The 17,807-nt window shown below is 69.1% G+C and carries 15 protein-coding genes; 10 read left to right on the top strand and 5 right to left on the bottom strand.

Features of this window, described 5'->3' with window-relative positions:
- Window positions 1–3: 3 nt before the first annotated feature.
- From ACQP2T_RS51745 to ACQP2T_RS51785, 9 genes are all read left to right on the top strand, one after another.
- Window positions 4–1,035 (top strand): TIM barrel protein, encoded by a 1,032-nt coding sequence (locus tag ACQP2T_RS51745; RefSeq protein ID WP_433512161.1) that lies wholly within the window; start codon window positions 4–6, stop codon window positions 1,033–1,035.
- Window positions 1,032–1,940, top strand: coding sequence for a transketolase (locus ACQP2T_RS51750; protein ID WP_433512162.1), 909 nt, complete (start codon window positions 1,032–1,034; stop codon window positions 1,938–1,940). The genes ACQP2T_RS51745 and ACQP2T_RS51750 overlap by 4 nt, the downstream gene beginning before the upstream one ends.
- Window positions 1,937–2,890 (top strand): transketolase family protein, encoded by a 954-nt coding sequence (locus tag ACQP2T_RS51755; RefSeq protein WP_433512163.1) that lies wholly within the window; start codon window positions 1,937–1,939, stop codon window positions 2,888–2,890. The genes ACQP2T_RS51750 and ACQP2T_RS51755 overlap by 4 nt, the downstream gene beginning before the upstream one ends.
- Window positions 2,890–4,365 carry an FGGY-family carbohydrate kinase gene (locus tag ACQP2T_RS51760; RefSeq protein ID WP_433512164.1) on the top strand — a complete coding sequence of 492 codons (1,476 nt, stop codon included), beginning with the start codon at window positions 2,890–2,892 and terminating at the stop codon, window positions 4,363–4,365. The genes ACQP2T_RS51755 and ACQP2T_RS51760 overlap by 1 nt, the downstream gene beginning before the upstream one ends.
- Complete coding sequence (locus ACQP2T_RS51765) at window positions 4,362–5,012, top strand: DUF2291 family protein (RefSeq protein WP_433512165.1); 651 nt, start codon at window positions 4,362–4,364, stop codon at window positions 5,010–5,012. The genes ACQP2T_RS51760 and ACQP2T_RS51765 overlap by 4 nt, the downstream gene beginning before the upstream one ends.
- The gene (locus ACQP2T_RS51770; protein WP_433512166.1) at window positions 5,009–6,535 is read left to right on the top strand and encodes a sugar ABC transporter ATP-binding protein; all 1,527 of its coding nucleotides are present in this window, start codon (window positions 5,009–5,011) and stop codon (window positions 6,533–6,535) included. The genes ACQP2T_RS51765 and ACQP2T_RS51770 overlap by 4 nt, the downstream gene beginning before the upstream one ends.
- A gap of 39 nt (window positions 6,536–6,574) precedes the next feature.
- A complete protein-coding gene (locus ACQP2T_RS51775) occupies window positions 6,575–7,729 on the top strand; it encodes an ABC transporter permease (protein ID WP_364009698.1) in 1,155 nt (384 codons plus the stop codon).
- A gap of 80 nt (window positions 7,730–7,809) precedes the next feature.
- On the top strand, window positions 7,810–8,820 hold the full coding sequence (locus ACQP2T_RS51780; protein WP_357941627.1) for a D-ribose ABC transporter substrate-binding protein: 1,011 nt from the start codon (window positions 7,810–7,812) through the stop codon (window positions 8,818–8,820).
- A gap of 113 nt (window positions 8,821–8,933) precedes the next feature.
- On the top strand, window positions 8,934–9,902 hold the full coding sequence (locus ACQP2T_RS51785; protein WP_433512167.1) for a sugar-binding transcriptional regulator: 969 nt from the start codon (window positions 8,934–8,936) through the stop codon (window positions 9,900–9,902).
- Window positions 9,903–9,980: 78 nt separating this feature from the next.
- On the opposite strand, the gene ACQP2T_RS51790 is transcribed toward ACQP2T_RS51785, so the two are convergent.
- Window positions 9,981–10,535, bottom strand: coding sequence for an RICIN domain-containing protein (locus tag ACQP2T_RS51790; protein ID WP_433512168.1), 555 nt, complete (start codon window positions 10,533–10,535; stop codon window positions 9,981–9,983).
- Between the two features lie 261 nt (window positions 10,536–10,796).
- On the opposite strand from ACQP2T_RS51790, the gene ACQP2T_RS51795 reads away from it, so the two are divergent.
- Entirely contained in the window at window positions 10,797–12,266 is a 1,470-nt protein-coding gene (locus ACQP2T_RS51795; protein ID WP_433512169.1) for a M20/M25/M40 family metallo-hydrolase, read from the top strand.
- 50 nt (window positions 12,267–12,316) lie between these two features.
- Here ACQP2T_RS51795 and ACQP2T_RS51800 read toward each other — a convergent pair whose 3' ends face one another.
- The 4 genes from ACQP2T_RS51800 to ACQP2T_RS51815 form a co-directional block, all read right to left on the bottom strand.
- The gene (locus ACQP2T_RS51800; protein ID WP_433512170.1) at window positions 12,317–13,006 is read right to left on the bottom strand and encodes an alpha/beta fold hydrolase; all 690 of its coding nucleotides are present in this window, start codon (window positions 13,004–13,006) and stop codon (window positions 12,317–12,319) included.
- Window positions 13,007–13,211: 205 nt separating this feature from the next.
- Window positions 13,212–14,084, bottom strand: a complete 873-nt coding sequence (locus ACQP2T_RS51805; RefSeq protein WP_433512171.1) for a DUF2637 domain-containing protein — start codon at window positions 14,082–14,084, stop codon at window positions 13,212–13,214.
- A 130-nt stretch (window positions 14,085–14,214) separates the two neighbouring features.
- Window positions 14,215–15,990, bottom strand: a complete 1,776-nt coding sequence (locus ACQP2T_RS51810) for an FG-GAP repeat domain-containing protein (RefSeq protein ID WP_433512172.1) — start codon at window positions 15,988–15,990, stop codon at window positions 14,215–14,217.
- A gap of 68 nt (window positions 15,991–16,058) precedes the next feature.
- Window positions 16,059–17,771 carry a CHAP domain-containing protein gene (locus ACQP2T_RS51815; protein ID WP_433512173.1) on the bottom strand — a complete coding sequence of 571 codons (1,713 nt, stop codon included), beginning with the start codon at window positions 17,769–17,771 and terminating at the stop codon, window positions 16,059–16,061.
- Between the last annotated feature and the right edge of the window lie 36 nt (window positions 17,772–17,807).

The raw sequence follows: 17,807 nt of genomic DNA on the forward strand, positions 1-17,807 counted from the left end.
TGCATGTCTGATCGTGATCGCATAAACATTCAGCCCCACGATGAGCCGGTCTACGGGGCCGGCATCTGGCACTTCGCCACCTATGTCGACCGGTATGCGACCGACGGCTACGGCGAGCCGAAGACGGTCTTGGACTGCATCAAGCTTGCCGGGGCGGTGGGCGACCTGTCCGTCGTCGACCTGAACTGGCCGTTTCCGCCCGGCGGCATCAGCACCGCCGAGGTGCGGGCGGCGCTCGACGAGCAGAACCTGCGCGCGATCGCGGTCACGCCCGAGTTCTACACCGGCAAGTTCGCCAAGGGCGGTTTCACCAACCCCGACCCCTCCGTACGCCAGGACGCCATCGACCTGGTGGCGGCCGCGGCCGAGGTCGGGCGTGAGCTGGGTGTCGACTACATCAAGTTGTGGCCAGGGCAGGACGGTTACGACTATCCCTTCCAGGCCGACTACACCGACCTGTGGGACAAGTCGGTCGGGGCGGTCCGCGAGCTCGCGCAGGCCTTCCCCGACTTGAAGTTCGCGATCGAGTACAAGCCGCGCGAGCCGCGCAACCGGATGGTCTTCTCCTCCGTCGCGCGCACCCTGCTCGCGATCGAGGACATGGGCGTGGACAACGTCGGCGTCCTGCTCGACTTCGGCCACTCTCTGTACGGCGGCGAGACGCCGGCCGAGGCCGCCAAGATGGCGATGAGCCGCGGAAAACTCTTCGCGATCGACGTCAACGACAACTTCCGCGGCTGGGACGACGACATGGTCGTCGGCTCTGTGCACCTGCTGGAGACGTTCGAGTTCTTCTTCGCCCTGCGCGACGCCGGCTGGCAGGGCGTCTGGCAGCTCGACCAGTTCCCGTTCCGCGAGGACTCCGTCGAGGCGGCGCGGGCGGGCATCCGTACCATGCGCGCCTTCCACCACGCACTGGGCTACCTCGACCGTGACGCGCTCGCCGCCGCCCAGTCGGCGCAGGACGCCCTCGGCGCCCAGCGCATCGCGAAGCGGGCGCTCTACCGCGCACTCGCCGAGAGCGAGTCCGCATGACCGCCGTGAAGATCGCGTCCAGGCCCCTCGAACTGGACGCGCCCGTCGCCAACGCCTACGTCGAGCGGAGCGCGCGCCTGCGCGTGGCCTCGCCCGACGAGGCGGCCCCCGAACTGGCCGAAATCGCCACCCGCATCCGGCGCGACATCCTCACGACCATCCAGGCGGCCCGGATGGGGCACGTCGGTGGCGACCTGTCGGTGACGGACCTGCTGGTCACCGCCATGTGGGGGACGCTGCGGCTCGACCCGCACGACCCCGCCAACCCGCTGCGCGACCGGTTCGTGCTGAGCAAGGGCCACTGCGCCGCCGCCCTGTACTCGACGCTGGCCTCCTGCGGCTTCTTCCCCCAGGAGCGGCTCGCCGAGTACATGGCGCCGCTGTCGCCGCTGAACGGCCACCCCAATCGGGTCAAGGTGCCCGGCGTGGAGACCAACACGGGCCCGCTCGGGCACGGCTTCCCGGTCGCCACCGGCTGTGCCCTCGGCGCGAAGCTGCGCGGTGAGACCTGGCGCACCATCGTCGTCCTCGGCGACGGCGAGATGCAGGAGGGCAGCAACTGGGAGGCGGCCATGACGGCCGCCCACTACGGCCTGGCGAACCTGACGGCCGTGGTCGACCGCAACCGGCTGCAGCAGGGCGCGCGTACCGAGGACACCAAGTCGCTGGAGCCGCTCGACCAGAAGTGGGCGAGCTTCGGCTGGGAGGTGCGCGTCATCGACGGCCACGACCATCGGGCGATCAAGCAGGCGTACGCGCCGTCGTCGACGGGCAAGCCCGTCGCCGTCATCGCCAACACCGTCAAGGGCAAGGGTGTCTCATTCATGGAAGACCGGGTCGAGTGGCACCACAAGGTGCCCACCGACGAGCAGGTCCAGCTCGCGCTCGAGGAGCTGAGCCGATGACCGCTCTCGCCGAGCAGGCCCCCACGTTCGACTGCCGCGTCGACTTCGGCGAGGAACTGGCCGCCCTGGCCCGCGCCGACGAGCGGATCGTGGCGGTCTGCAATGACTCGGTCGGATCCAGCAATCTGGTCAAATTCCGCGAGGAGTTCCCCGACCGCCTGATCAACGTCGGCATCGCCGAACAGGACCTCGTCGGCGTGTCAGCCGGCCTGGCCAACGCCGGTTTCATCCCCTTCGTCTCCGCCGCGGCGCCGTTCCTCACCGGGCGCGCCCTGGAGCAGATCAAGGCGGACGTGGCCTACAGCGACCGGCACGTGGTGCTGTGCGGGCAGAGTCCGGGCATGGCGTACGGCGAGCTGGGCCCGACCCACCACTCCATCGAGGACCTGTCCTGGATGCGCGCCGTCCCCGGGCTGCGCATCGTCGTCCCGGCCGACCCGTCGCAGACCCGCGACGCCGTCCGCTGGGCCGCGGCGTCCGGTCTCCCCTCCTATATCCGGATCCCCCGCTTCAAGGTCCCCGCCGTGACACCGGCGGGCACGCCCTTCGAGGCCGGCCGGGCGACGCGCCTGGCCGAAGGCGACGACGTGACCGTGATCGCGATCGGCACGATGGTCTCGCGGGCCCTCGACGCGGCCGCACTCCTGCGCGCGGAGGGCCTCACCGCGCGGGTGGTCAACATGACCTTCGTCGAACCGCTGGACGTGGCCGAGGTCGTCGCCGCCGCGGAGCAGACCGGCGCGATCATCACCGCGGAGGAGGGTCTGCTGTCCGGCGGTCTGGGCGCCGCCGTCGCCAAGGTCGTCGCGGAGCGTCATCCGGTCCCCGTACGCATGCTGGGCGTCCCGACGTTCGCACCGACGGGAAGCACGTCCTTCCTGCTCGACCACTTCGGCCTGAACGCCGAGGGCATCGTCAAGGCCGCCCGTGAGGCTTTGGGACGGGTCTGATGGAACCGCTCGTCCTCGCCATCGATCAGGGCACCGGCTCGACCAAGGCCCTGCTGGTCGACGCCGCCGGCCAGGTCGTGGCCCGCGCCAGTGCGCCGCTGTCCCAGAGCCATCCGGCTCCGGGGCTGGCGGAGCAGGACGCCGAGGAGCTGCTCGGCAGCGTCCGCGACGCCGTCGCCGCCTGCCTGCGGCAGGCCGATCCGCGGGCCGTACGCGGGATCGGGCTGAGCACCCAGCGCGAGTCGGTGGTCCTGTGGGACGCGGCGACCGGCCGGCCGGTCGCGCCGCTGGTCGGCTGGCAGGACCAGCGCGGCGCGGACCGGGCGGCCCAGCTCCTGGACGAAGGGTACGGCGACCTGGTCCGGAGTCGTACCGGGCTCCCGCTGGACCCGATGTTCTCGGCGCTGAAGATGGGCGCCCTGCTCGACCGGCACGACCCGGCGCGCGAGCGCGGCGGGCGCGGCGAGTTGCGCCTGGGCACCGTGGACGCGTGGCTGCTCGACGCGCTCACCGGCGAGTTCGTCACCGAGGTGGGCAACGCCTCCCGCACTCAGCTGCTGAACCTGGCCACCGGTGACTGGGACGACGAACTGCTGGACATCTTCGGCGTCCCCCGCGCGGCGCTGGGCCGCGTCGTCGCCTCCACCGGCCCCTTCGGCACGGTCCGCGGCCTGGACCCGCTGCCCGCCGGGGTACCCGTGCTCGCGGTGCTGGGCGATTCGCACGCCGCGCTGTTCGCGCACGCGGGCTGGCGGCCGGGCGTGGTCAAGGTGACCTACGGGACGGGATCGTCGGTGATGACGGTCGCGGAGTCGCCTGGCGGCCTGGGCGGTCCGGTCTGCGACACGATCGCCTGGTCGACCGGGCAGCGGCCGACGTTCGCCAGGGAAGCGAACATCCGCTCCACCGGCCGGACCCTGACCTGGCTGGCGGAGTTGCTCGGCGTCTCCGCGGACCAGGTCGTCGACCTGGCGACCGGTTCCGACGCGGGCGACGTCACCCTCGTACCGGCCTTCGGCGGTCTGGGAGCGCCTTGGTGGGATCCCCGGGCGGTGCCGGTGCTGGCCGGGTTCGATCTCGGCACCGGGCGGGAGCAGCTCGCGCGGGCGGCCCTGGAGTCGGTGGCGCACCAGGTCGACGACGTCCTGACCGCCATGCCGGGCCTGCGCCGGATCGTCGCCGACGGCGGCCTGACCCGCAGCACCGCGCTCATGCGGCTGCAGGCCGGCCTCAGCGATGTCGAGGTGGCCCGCACCCGGCATCACGAGCTCTCGGCCGGCGGCGCGGCGGACCTGGCCGGTCTCGGACTGGGCCTGTGGACCACCGGCGATCTCGAACGCCGGGCCGACGGCGACGTGGAGATCTTCACCCCTGACTGGAGCGCGGAGCACCGCAGGGCAGCCGCGGCGAGATGGCACCAGCGCCTCACGGTCGCCCGCGACCTCGGCGCACGCGCGAACGGGAGTACGTCATGACAGCAGTGCAATCCACCCGGCCGGGCCGGCTCACGCTGGGCCGCGGCAGCCTGATCGCGCTCGTGCTCGTGATCATCGCGATCATCGCCAGTACGACGTACCGCTCGGACACCGCGCCACGCGCCGGCGAGCAGGCGAAGTTCGACCCGGCCCGCTACGGCGCCGCGACCTACGGGCCGAAGGTCGTACCCGCGATCAAGAGCAAGGCTGTCGACATCGTCACGCTGAGCAAGGCGATCGCCGGCGACACGGACGCGGCCGGCCAGAAGTACGGCCACCGCGCCGGCACCGGGCCGTACAGCTACGCCGTCACGCTGACCGGCACCGCCGGTTCGGCGAAGAGCGGCCTGCTGCCGGTCGAGGTGCCCGGCATCGGCAAGGCCAGGGTCCAGGTGCAGATCGGCCCGGCCATCAACGGCACGGCGCTGCGCGACGCGGTCGGTTTCATCGCGTTCGGCCAGTTCGTCAACCAGGTCGACTACGCCGACGCGGGCACCGCCCTGAACAACGAGGTCAAGGCGAAGGTGCTGTCGTCGCTCGACGTCCCGTCGCTCGACGGCAAGAAGGTCACCGTGGTCGGCGCGATGACGCCGCTGACCGCCGACGTGCTGACGATCACCCCGATCTCCGTCGAGGCGGCGTCGTGACGGCGCCGACCCCGGTGCTGCGCGCGGTCGACGTCACCAAGGTGTACGGCGGGACGCAGGCGCTCAAGGGGGTCTCGCTCGACATCGTCCCGGGGCGCGTGGTGGTGCTGTTCGGCGAGAACGGCGCCGGCAAGTCGACGCTGATGAAGATCCTCAGCGCGGTCGAGTCGCCCACCACCGGCCACGTGGAGCTCGACGGGAAGACCGTCGAGTTCGGCAGCGCTCGGGACGCGGCCGATCGCGGCATCTCGATCATCCATCAGGAACTCAGCCTGTGCTCGAACCTGAGCATCCAGGACAACCTGTTCCTCGGGCGGGAGCGGACCCGCGGCGGAGTCCTCGTCGACCGCGCGACCATGCGGTCGCTGGCGGCCGGCGTGCTCCGCCGTCTGGACGGGGCGCTGAACCCCGACCTGATGGTCGGCGACCTGCGGCTGGGCCAGCAGCAACTCGTCGAGATCGCCCGCGCGCTGCTGCAGGACGCCCGGATCCTGATCATGGACGAGCCGACGTCGGCGCTGAGCGCCCCGGAGGTGGAGGTCCTCTTCCAGGTCATCCGCGAGCTCACGGCCGAAGGCGTGGCGATCGTCTACATCTCCCACCACCTGGAAGAGGCGCTCGACATCGCCGACGATGTGGCCGTGCTCCGCGACGGCTCCATGGTCGCCACGGCCGCCGCCGCCGACGTCGACCTCGCCTGGGTCGTACGCAAGATGGTCGGCCGCGACCAGGACGACCTCTTCCCGGCCCGCGAGCCCAAGCTCGGGCCGGTGGCGCTCGAAATGGTCGAGCTGTCGGTCGCCGACCCCGCCAACCCCGATCGCCTGGCCGTCGACAGCGTCTCGCTCACCGTCCGCGCCGGGGAGACGGTCGGCATCTACGGGCTCATGGGCAGCGGCCGTACCGAACTCCTGGAGTGCCTGGCCGGCCGCCTGCACGCGGAATCGGGAGAGATCCGCCTGTACGGGAAGCCGGTCGTCGGCACCGTACGCAGCCGCATCCAGGCCGGGCTGGCCCTGGTCCCCGAGGACCGCCAGCGCGACGGGCTGGTCCAGACGATGAGCGTGGGCCAGAACCTGTCCCTGGCCGCGCTGACCGGTTTCGTACGCCGCCTCTTCGTCAACCGCACGAAGGAACGCGCCGCCGTCCAGTCGATGATCACCGATGTCACCGTCAAGACCAGCGGCCCCGACGCCCCGATCGGCTCGCTGAGCGGCGGCAACCAGCAGAAGGTCGTCATCGGCAAGGCCCTGATGACCGGCCCCCGCGTGCTGCTGCTCGACGAACCGTCCCGCGGCGTGGACGTCGCCGCCAAGGCCGACGTCTTCGAACTGATGGCGCGGCAGGCGGAGCGCGGCCTGGCGGTGCTGTTCACCACATCTGAGGCCGAAGAGGCGCTGCACATTCCCGATCGCCTGCTCGTACTGGTCCGCGGCAGGCTGATCGCCGACCTCCGAGCCGGCGAGATCACCCGCGACCAGCTGATGAGCCTGGCCGACACCACCGAAGAGGTTGGCCAATGAGCCTGGCCGACAGCGCCGACACCACCGAAGAGGTTAGCCATGGCTGACACCCTGACCAGCGACCACGCGGCCGTGTTGCGTCAACGCCGCCGGGCGGCGGCGGAGGCCCGCCGCCTGAAGACGCTCAATTCGATCTTCGAGCTACGTGCGTTCATCGCGCTCGGTGTCCTGATCATCGTCTTCGCACTGCTGTCCGACTCCTTCCTCACCGTCGACAACCTGATCACGATGATCAAGCACGTGGCCATCAACGCCGTCCTGGCGCTCGGCATGCTGCTGGTGATCCTCAAAGGCGGCATCGACCTGTCGGTCGGCTCCATCGTCGGGTTGTCGGGCGTGATCGCCGGCGAACTGCTCCAAGGCGTACATCTGAGCCTGTTCGGCGTCATCGCCTACCCGCCGGTGTGGGCGGTGGTCATCCTGTGCATCGCGGCCGGCACCGTGATGGGCAGCATCAACGGCCTGCTCATCACCAGACTGAACGTCGCGCCCTTCATCGCGACGCTGGGCATGCTGTACGTCGCGCGCGGCGCCGCGCTCCTGATCTCCGGCGGCACCACCTATCCCAAGCTCGGCGGCGACCCCAGCACCCACAACACCGGCTTCGACTGGATCGGCGGCGGCCGGCCGCTCGGCCTTCCGGTGGCGATCTGGATCATGATCATCCTTGCCGCCGTCGTCGCCGTACTCCTGCGCTCGACGCCCTTCGGCCGCTGGCTCTACGCCACGGGCGGCAACGAGCGGGCCACCGAGCTCACCGGCGTCCCCGTCCAGCGCGTCAAGGTGATCGTCTACATGATCTCCGGCGCCTGCGCCGCGATGTCCGGCCTCATCATCGCCTCCGAGCTCACCTCGGCCGCGCCGCAGGCCGGCGACAGCTTCGAGCTCAACGCCATCGCGGCCGTCGTCATCGGTGGCGCCGCCCTGTCCGGCGGACGCGGGAACGTACGCGGCACTCTGGTCGGCGCCCTGGTCATCGGCTTCCTCGCCGACGGCCTGGTCATCGTCGGCGTCTCGACGTTCTGGCAGATCTTCATCAAGGGCACCGTGATCATCGTCGCGGTCATCCTCGACCAGACCCAGCAGCGCTTCCAGCGCCGCGGCGCCGCGGCCTCGGCGGTCGCGGTGGCGGTCGCCGACGAACCGGCGACCACCGACGACGAACCGGTCAGACCCAGCGCCCCGGCCCGCTGACCTTCATCTTTTCCAGACGCCGACCCTCATCTCACCCCCCATCCCGCGTCCTCGCCGGCGCGTCTTCCAGGAGGTAAACCATGTCCCACCCCAGCCGTCGCCTGGTCGTCCAGGCCGCGGCGGCCCTGACCACAGGGCTGCTGACGCTGACCGCATGCGGATCATCCGGCGAACCCGCGGCCTCGACGTCGTCGAGCGCCTCCTCGTCGTCGAGCGCCTCCGCGCCCAAGAGCAACCTGATCGCGATCATCACCCCCTCGCCGGACAACCCGTTCTTCAAGGCCGAGGCGGACGCGGCCAAGAAGAAGGCCGAGTCGCTCGGCTACCAGACCTCGGTGGACTCCCACGACGACGACCCGAACAAGCAGAGCGAGCTGATCGACTCGGCCATCTCGCGCAAGGCCGCGGCGATCATCCTTGACAACGCCGGCGCCGACGCCTCCATCGGCCCCGTCCAGAAGGCCACGACCGCCGGGATCCCGGTCTTCCTGATCGACCGGGAGATCAACCAGACCGGCATCGCCAAGGCCCAGATCGTCTCCAACAACGCCCAGGGAGCCCAGCTCGCCGCCCAGGAGTTCGTGAAGGGTATGAAGGAGAAGGGCAACTACGTCGAGCTCACCGGCAAGGAATCCGACACCAACGCCGGCGTGCGCTCCAAGGGCTTCGGCGACGTCATCTCGCAGTACCCGGACCTGAAGCGGGTCGCCCAGCAGACCGCGAACTGGGACCAGCAGGAGGCTTTCAGCAAGATGGAGACCATCCTCCAGCGCAACCCGGACATCCAAGGCGTGATCGCCGGCAACGACACGATGGCACTCGGCGCCGTGGCGGCGTTGAAGGCCGCCAAGAAGACCGGCGTCATCGTCGTCGGCTTCGACGGCAGCCCGGACGCCATCGCGCAGATCAAGGCCGGAACCATGCTCGCCACGTCCCTGCAGCCGGCCGCGCTCGGCGCCACGACCGCGGTCGAGCAGGCCGACAAGTTCGTCAAGACCGGCGCGACCGGGCAGCCGGAGAAGCAGTCGATCGACTGCGAGATCATCACGAAGGACAACGCCGACCAGTACGGCGTCTTCGCGAAACTCTGAGGCGCCGGAGGCTAGGGGCGACGACATCGCCTCTAGCCACTCCAACGTCTAGCATGCAGACCGGACGCTCCGGGCGACGCGCTCACCGGAGCGAGGAAGGACGGGGAACTCACGTGGTGATCGCTTCGACTCCCAGCCCCGACCACATGCGGCTGCTGGTCAAGGTGGCCCGCATGTACCACGAGCGCGGGCTACGCCAGCCAGAGATCGCCGCCCATCTCAACATGTCGCAGCCGCGCGTCTCGCGCCTCCTCAAAGAGGCGGCCGACCGCGCTGTCGTACGCACTGTGGTCGTCTCCCCCGACGGCGTGCACGCCGAGCTCGAGGAAGCCCTCGTCGAGCAGTACGGGCTGCGCGACGCCGTCGTCGTCGAGACCGAGGGCGTGGGGCCCGACGTCATCCCCGCGCTCGCCGCCGCGACGGCCACCTACCTCGACGCCACGCTCAAAGGCGGCGACGTCATCGGCATCTCCTCCTGGAGCGCGACGCTCCTGGAGGCGATCAACGTCATGCGGGCCAAGACGACCCCCGTCGCCGAAGAGGTCGTTCAGATAGTCGGCGGATCGGGCAGCCCCGAAGTGCAACTGCACGCGACCCGCCTCACCAGCCGCCTCGCCGAGCTGACCGGAGCGCGGCCCGTCTTCGCGCCGTCGGCCGCGCTCGTCCACAGCCGCGAACTCCGCGACATGCTGTCGAAGGAGCCCGCCGTCGCCGAGGTCATGAAGTCGTGGTCTCGGCTCACGCTGGCACTTCTCGGCATCGGCACCCTCGAACCCTCCCCGCTGCTCCGCCGCTCCGGCAACGCCATCGCCCCCGAGGACCAGCGCCAGCTCCAGGAGCTCGGAGCCGTGGGCGACGTCTGCACCCGATACTTCGACGCCGACGGACGAGCCGTGGAAGCCGACTTCGACGACCGCATCATCGGCATCTCCCCCGACCAGCTGCGCGCGGTGGAGCGCCGCATCGGGGTCGCGGGCGGGGCGGCCAAGCTGGCCGCGATCCGGGGAGCGGTACGCGGGCGCTGGATCAACATCCTCATCACGGACGTCGACGTGGCCCGGGCCCTGCTGGGCCGCGCGTAGACCCGGGAGCACGTGTCTCCTGTCAGCCGGTAGCGCCCAGGACTTGGACCTGGGCGCTTTCGGCTGCGAAGAAGTCGGTCAGGAAGCGAACCCGAAGACCGCGGGAGAGTCAGGCAGCCCCCATTGCTGGTCGGGGTGGAGGTGGCAGTCCCAGATCACCAGCGGAGTGCCATTGGCGGTGCTGCCGTTGTTCGCCAGGCCGACACACTTGGGGGTGCTGGCGGCGAAGCTGCGGATGGAGTAGATGTTGGCGCCCAGGGCCGCGAACCTCCATTGCTGGTCCGGGTGAAGGTGGCAGTCCCAGATCACCAGCGGAGTGCCATTGGCGGTGCTCCCGTTGTTCGCCAGACCCACACACTTGCCGCTGCCGGCGAGCGTACGGATGGAGCGGTCGTTGTTGCCCTGCCAGATCTGGTCGGGGTGGAAATGACAGTCCCAGATCACCAGCGGGGTGCCGTTGGCGGTGCTGCCGTTGTTCGCCAGGCCGATGCACTTGGCGGTGCCGGCGGCGTTGCTGCGCAAGGCAGTCGAGGAAAGAGCGCTCGCCTGGGCGGCGGCCGGGAGCCCGAGGGCCATCGCGAGCATGACCAGGACGGTCAACACGCGGCGCTGGAAGCCGGTCTGGTGGCGCATGTGGTTCTCCTTTCGAACGGTGACGGTTCTCCGCTCTAAGGGCGTTCCATGGCCGTTCCACCCAGGGGCGACAGCCCAGATGATCGGACATCGGCCATAAAAGAGTCGCAACCCGGAATATCCCTTGATTTATCGCATAAGCCCCCTATCCCGCAGAAACCATGGCTATGATCTTGACTCTGCGCGGATCTCTTGACTCCGATTCGCGAAGTCAGTCATGAACTTGAGAGGGCACACGTGCGCAAAATAGCTATTGGCACCTTGATCGGCTTAGCGGCAACCCTCGGCGCGGCGCCGTCCGCCAACGCCGGCACCCCGAGCCTCGCTGACCTGGTCCAACTCAAGGACATCCGGACCCACCAGTTGGCATTCCAGACGATCGCCAACAACAACGGCGGTAACCGGGCTTCTGGCGAGGTTGGATTCGAGAAGTCAGCGAATTACGTTGTGGCCAAACTCACATTGGCCGGTTACAAACCCACGATCCAGCGCTTCGATTTTCCCTTCTATAAAGAAGTCACACCCTCGGTCTTCGCGCAGACCGCTCCGTCCCCGGCCTCATACACCCATGGCACCGACTACCGCACCCTCGACTACTCGGGCGCCGGCGACGTGACGGCCCCCGCGGTGGCCGTGGATCCCGACGCGGCCGGATTGGGCAGCGGCTGCGAGGCCGACGACTTCGCCGGTTTCACCACCGGCAGCATCGCGCTCATCCGCCGGGGCGGCTGCACCTTCGAGGTCAAGACGGACAACGCCCAGAAGGCCGGCGCGAGCGCGGTCGCCTACTACCAGCGGCCTGATGTCCCCGATGCGCCAGTTGAGGGTACGGCGCTGCGCCCGTTCACCATCCCGCTGATCGGCTTCACCAACAAACTGGGCGTCGAACTGGTTCAGGCGGCGAAGGCGGGCGACCTGAAACTCCGCATCAAGACCGACACCATCAGCGAGCAGCGCACGACGTCCAACATCGTGGCCGAGACCGCGTACGGCGACCCTGACCGCGTGGTCACCGTCGGCGCCCACCTCGACAGCGTGGCCGCGGGCCCCGGCATCAACGACAACGGCAGCGGCGCGGGGACGGTCCTCACCATCGCCCAGAAGCTCGGCGAGATCCGCGGCCGGGTCAACAACCGGGTCCGCTTCACCTTCTGGGGCGCCGAGGAAGGCGGCGACCTCGGCTCCAAGTACTACGTGGCGAACCTCAGCGCCGAAGAGAAGGCCAAGATCGCGCTCTACCTGAACCTCGACATGATCGGCTCCCCGAACGGGGTCCGCGGTGTCCTGGACGGTGACGACTCACTCGGCACCAACAGCTCCAAGCCGCCGGCCGGCTCGGCCGCGATCGAGAAGACCTTCACCGACTACTACGCCGGGCGCAAGCTCCCGCTCAAGCAGGACGCGTTCACCGGTACCTCCGACTACCAGTCGTTCATGGACGCGGGCATACCGGCGGGCGGCGTGCGGTCCGGCACCGACACCGTCAAGACGGCTGAGGAGGCCACTGTCTTCGGCGGCACGGCCGGGGTGGCCTATGACCCCTGCTACCACCAGGCCTGCGACACCTACAACAACGTCAACACGACCCTCCTCAACGAGCTCGCGGACGGCGCGGCGTACGCGACTGAGACGTTCGCCAACAGCGTGCCGACGGTGAAGCGCGACAACGTACGGACACCTACCACCCAGACGGCCGACAAGACCGGCGCGGGCCACACCCCCGCCAGCTGATGCCGGGGCAGCCCGGCGGACTTACCGCCGGGCTGCCATGGATCGTTCGCTCAGCCGCCGGCGGCCGCCTGCTTGATCAGCGCGACGACGGCCTCCGGCTGGGAGATGTAGATGGCGTGGCTGCCCTCGGCTTCGACCACGGTGGCACCCGCCCGCCCGGACATCGCCCGCTGAGCGGGCGGCGGGATCGTCTGGTCACCGGAGGCGACCAGGTACCAGGCCGGCTTGGTGCGCCAGGCGGGTTCGGTGACCGCGGCACCGGCCGCCCCGACGCCCCACGGCACCTGCGAGTCGGCCATGAACGCCGCCAGCTCCGCCGGCAGATCGCCCGCGAAGGCGCCGTGGAACTTGTCCCGTTCAAGAGCCAAGAACCCGCCCTCCAGGGGAACGATCGGCGGCGCCGGAGCACCCGGCGGCGCGTCGGCGAGCAGTGACTGCACGCTCTCGCCCTTGTCGGGCATGAACGCGGCGACGTAGACGAGCGCCGACACCCGCGGATGGGTACCGGCCTCGGTGATGACCACGCCACCGTAGGAGTGTCCGACGAGCACGGTGGGACCGTCCTGGAGGTCCAGGACCCGCCGCGTGAACTCGGTGTCCCCCTCCAGCGTCACCGTGGGGTTCTGGACGACGCTGACCCGGTAGCCGTCCTGCGTGAGCAGGTTGTAGACACCCTGCCAGCCCGACCCGTCGACGAACGCGCCGTGCACGAGCACGACGTTGACCGCAGTGGAGCTCATGACGCTTTCTCCTAGCGTAGCGGTGGGATGCAGACGTGACTGGACGTCAACCGCCACCCGTGCGCTCTGACGTCAAGCCCCGGTCGGTTGCATCGCCTCGTCACTCACGTCCGAAGCGTAGAAGTGCATACTTCCTAGTTAGTGAACGGCGAATGACCCAGCGCCCGCCGCACTGACCCGGCCGGAGGCACGCCCCGGCTTGGCGTCATGCGGAGCGGCCGTTGCCGTTGAGTGCTTCGCGGCGGTATTTGCGCCCGGTGGTCTCGTGCACCCCGAGCGTACGGGCGAGCGCGGCCCCGGTCATGTTGGGATCCTGAGCAAGCAAGGCCGCCACCCGCGCCCGCCGGTCGCTGTCCTCGGGGACGTCGCTCATCTGCGCCCGCCGGTCACTGTCCTCACGGACCTCGCCCGCCGGCACGTCTTGGCCTGCCTGTGCGGCTGCCAGTTCGGGCTCGGCGGACACTGACCGGCGCTCGCCTGTTCCCTGCGTCGGTTCGCCAGGGTCGCTCTGCGGCGTGGCGTGCACCACTGGTCCGGGCTGCGGCACCCGCGGCGCCTGGTCCGCGGGGACGCTCGGGGGCGCGGGCTCGGCGAGCGCTCGCTCGGGCTGCCCCGCGTCGTACGCGTGCTCAGGCTCCCCCGCGTCGTACGCGCGATCGGCGAGTTCGCGACCCGAGCGGACCACCCACATGATCAGCTCATAGGAGATCACCAACGCGATCGCCGGCCACGCGGCCAGCGCCGCGGCCAAGGGCCCCCGCTCGATGCCGTGCAAGATGTTCGCCGCCAGCGTCGCGGCGACTCCCAGCGCCAGCGCCCAGCGAGCCAGTGACGGCACCTTCAGGCGGTAGCGAGCACACCACAGCAGCACCATCGAGGAGGCGTAGATCATGCCGTCAACAGTCGCCGGGACCAGATGCGCCGACATCTCGTCCTCGGCACCGTACTTCTCGATCACCGCCACCGCATGCCAGTACGACACCCACGCGGCCACCGCCGCGACCGCCAACACCACGACCGTCATGGACACACGGATCAGCCGATCCCCGCCCCGAGGCACCTGCTTGACCGCATTCACACCAGAAATGGTGCCATGCCCGATGTATCACTATGTGCCCATCAGCCACTTCCGTCTCAGGCCGGGCGGCGTGCACGTCGACCGCCGCGATGATCGGTGATCATCGCGGCGGTCACGTGTGGTGAGGACCTTAGATCGGCTTGGTACGGAACTGGTCCCAGTTGCCCGCTCCGGAGTCCCAGGTCATGGCGGGGGCGTTGAAGCCGCCGCCGGCCTTGGCGGTCCAGGTCCATAGGCCGGTGCGGCCGCCGGAGTAGTCGTAGAAGGTGCTGATGTCGGTCATGTTGTCGCCGTTGAAGTCACCGGTGACGGCTTTGACGCGGGGCTGTTCGAAGTTGCCCGCGCCGGAGTCCCAGGACATGGCGGGGGCGTTGAAGCCGCCCCCGGCCTTGGCAGTCCAGATCCACAGGCCCGTGCGGCCGCCGGAGTAGTCATAGAAGGTGCTGATGTCGGTCATGTTGTCGCCGTTGAAGTCACCGACGATGGGCTTGGCGCGGGGCTGCTCGAAGTTACCCGCCCCCGAATCCCAGGACATGGCGGGGGCGTTGAAGCCGCCCCCGGCCTTGGCAGTCCAGATCCACAGGCCCGTGCGGGCGCTGGAGTAGTCGTAGAACGTACCGACGTCTGCGAGACCGTCGCCGTTGAAGTCACCCGCGATGGCCTTGGCGCGCGGCTGCTCGAAATTCCCCGCTCCCGAATCCCAGGACATGACGGGGGCGTTGAAGCCGCCACCAGCCTTGGCAGTCCAGATCCACAGACCCGTGCGGCCGCCGGAGTAGTCGTAGAAGGTGCCGATGTCGGTCATGTTGTCGCCGTTGAAGTCACCGGTGACGGCCTTGGCGCGCGGCTGCTCGAAGTTCCCCGCTCCCGAATCCCAGCTCATGACGGGGGCGTTGAAGCCACCCCCGGCCTTGGCAGTCCAGATCCACAGACCCGTACGGCCGCCGGAGTAGTCATAGAACGTACCGACGTCTGCCAGGCCGTCACCGTTGAAGTCACCCGCAATGGCCTTGGCACGCGGCTGCTCGAAATTCCCCGCGCCCGAATCCCACATGCTGACCGGCGTGTTGAAGCCACCACCAGCCTTAGCCGACCAGACGAACAGAACCGTCCGGGCCCCCGGGTAGTCGTAGAACGCGGCCACATCCTCCAGCCCGTCACCGTTGAAGTCCGATTTCACCTCCGAGGTGCCGGACGGAGGGTCCGTCGACGGTGTCGTCCCCACGTCCCACAGAGCGTCGACCAGAAGCTGGGCGTCGTGGACCTCCTTGGCGTAGGCGTCCGGGACCGCCGACACCTGCACCTTCTGGCAGATGGCGCCTATGTCCCCGCTCATCCAGGAGTTGTTCGGATATTTGCGCAGCATGGCGTTGAGGAACGCGTTGGTCGCGTACACGGGGTCGATCAACTGCGCGGGCGTGCCCCAGCCCTGGGACGGACGCTGCTGGAACAGCCCCAGGCTGTCATGATCGCCGGCCTCCGTGTAGTTGTGCAGGGTGCTCTCGGTGATGGCCGTGGTCACGGCGATCACCGCCGCTCGCTTGTCCAGCCCTCGGCCCTTGGACGTGGCCGTGATGATCCGGGCGCACGAGACGTTGTAGGCGTTCACGCTCTTCCCCATGCGGGGGCCATTCATCTGCGGCCGGACCTGGTTGGCGATCGCGGTGTCCGCGCTGGTCTCGCCGCCCGGAACGCAGGCGGTGTAGGACAGTGACGCCGCGAGCGACTCGGGCACCGGCTCGCCGGCCGGGCCGGGGACGCGGCTGGTGGTGGGGGCGGGGGTCGGCTCCTGTGCTGCCGCAGGGAGAGCACCTCCGGCGAGGAGTCCTGCGGCCAAGGCGGCCGATACGGTCAGGCGGCGGGTGAAGGGTAAACGCGGGGTTGCGATGAGACGGGTGATCTTCATGATTTTCTCCAAAAAAGGGGTGAGAAGTCCGCTGGCTGCGACTTGCGCGCCGCAGCCAGCTCGCACGATCAGACAGGCTTGGTACGGAACTGGTCCCAGTTGCCCACCCCGGAGTCCCAGGACATGACGGGGGCGTTGAAGCCGCCGCCGGCCTTGGCGGTCCAGGTCCACAGACCGGTGCGGCCGCCGGAGTAGTCATAGAAGGTGCTGATGTCGGTCATGTTGTCGCCGTTGAAGTCACCGGTGACGGCTTTGACGCGGGGCTGCTCGAAATTCCCCGCTCCCGAATCCCAGGACATGACGGGGGCGTTGAAGCCGCCCCCGGCCTTGGCGGTCCAGATCCACAGACCCGTGCGGGCGCCGGAGTAGTCGTAGAACGTACCGACGTCTGCCAGGCCGTCACCGTTGAAGTCACCCGCAATGGCCTTGGCGCGCGGCTGCTCGAAATTCCCCGCGCCCGAATCCCAGGACATGACGGGGGCGTTGAAGCCGCCCCCGGCCTTGGCGGTCCAGATCCACAGACCCGTACGGGCGCCGGAGTAGTCGTAGAACGTACCGACGTCTGCCAGACCGTCGCCGTTGAAGTCACCCGCAATGGCCTTGGCGCGCGGCTGCTCGAAATTCCCCGCGCCCGAATCCCAGGACATGACGGGGGCGTTGAAGCCGCCGCCGGATTTGGCGGTCCAGGTCCATAGGCCGGTGCGGCCGCCGGGGTAGTCATAGAACGTACCGATGTCTGCGAGACCGTCGCCGTTGAAGTCACCGGTGACGGCTTTGGCGCGCGGCTGTTCGAAGTTACCCGCTCCCGAATCCCAGGACATGACGGGCGCGTTGAAACCACCACCAGCCTTGGCGGTCCAGATCCACAGACCCGTACGGCCGCCGGAGTAGTCATAGAACGTACCGACGTCTGCCAGACCGTCACCGTTGAAGTCACCCGCAATGGCCTTGGCACGCGGCTGCTCGAAATTCCCCGCTCCCGAATCCCACATGCTGACCGGCGTGTTGAAGCCACCCCCAGCCTTGGCCGACCAGACGAACAGGACCGTCCGGGCCCCCGGGTAGTCGTAGAACGCGGCCACGTCGTCCAGCCCGTCACCGTTGAAGTCGGCCCGAACGTCACTGGTGCCGCTCGGGTCGGTGGCCGGAGTGGCGGGCGGACCGTCCTCGCCGCCCACCGGCGCGGAATAGCCGACGATGTCGATGTTCGTGCGCGAGTAGCTGTTCTCCTTGATGCGGTTACCGCTGTTGCCCTCGATGGTGTACACGGTGCTGGCGTTCGAGGACTTGACGATCCCGACATGGTCGATGTCGCCGCTCTGGTCCCAGTCGAAGACGACCGCGTCGCCGGGCTGGGGCGCGTAACCGGTGGAACGCGCGTGCCAGGTTCCGTGCTTGGTGCCGTAGTCCTTGAAAGAGCTCGCCCAGCCGGTGAGTACGCCCCCATTCGTCTCATCGACCTCGGCGTCGGGCACTCCCGCGTTCTTCCACACGTACTTGGAGAAGTCCGCGCACCAGTCGCTGTTGCGCCACTGGACTCCGTCGCTGCTGGGGCATCCGGAGGCGGGCTTCCACGGCCGGAAGTACCCGGTGTAGTAGTTGCAGCCGCTGCCCGCCGGATCCTCGTGGTTGCGCGAGGCGTTGCCGAGCTGGCTTTGAGCGACGGAGACGATGCCGGCGCGGGAGACGGCGGCCGCGGGCGCGGCGGTCAGGGCGATCAATCCCGTGCCGGCGAGGGCGGTGACGACGGCCGTGCCGCAAAGGCGGCGAAGAATGGTCATTATTGTCCTCTCGGAGCAGTGGTGCGCCTTCGTGAC

This window comes from Nonomuraea sp. CA-143628 (genome assembly GCF_050942315.1).
In the GTDB taxonomy this organism is placed as follows: Bacteria; Actinomycetota; Actinomycetes; order Streptosporangiales; family Streptosporangiaceae; genus Nonomuraea.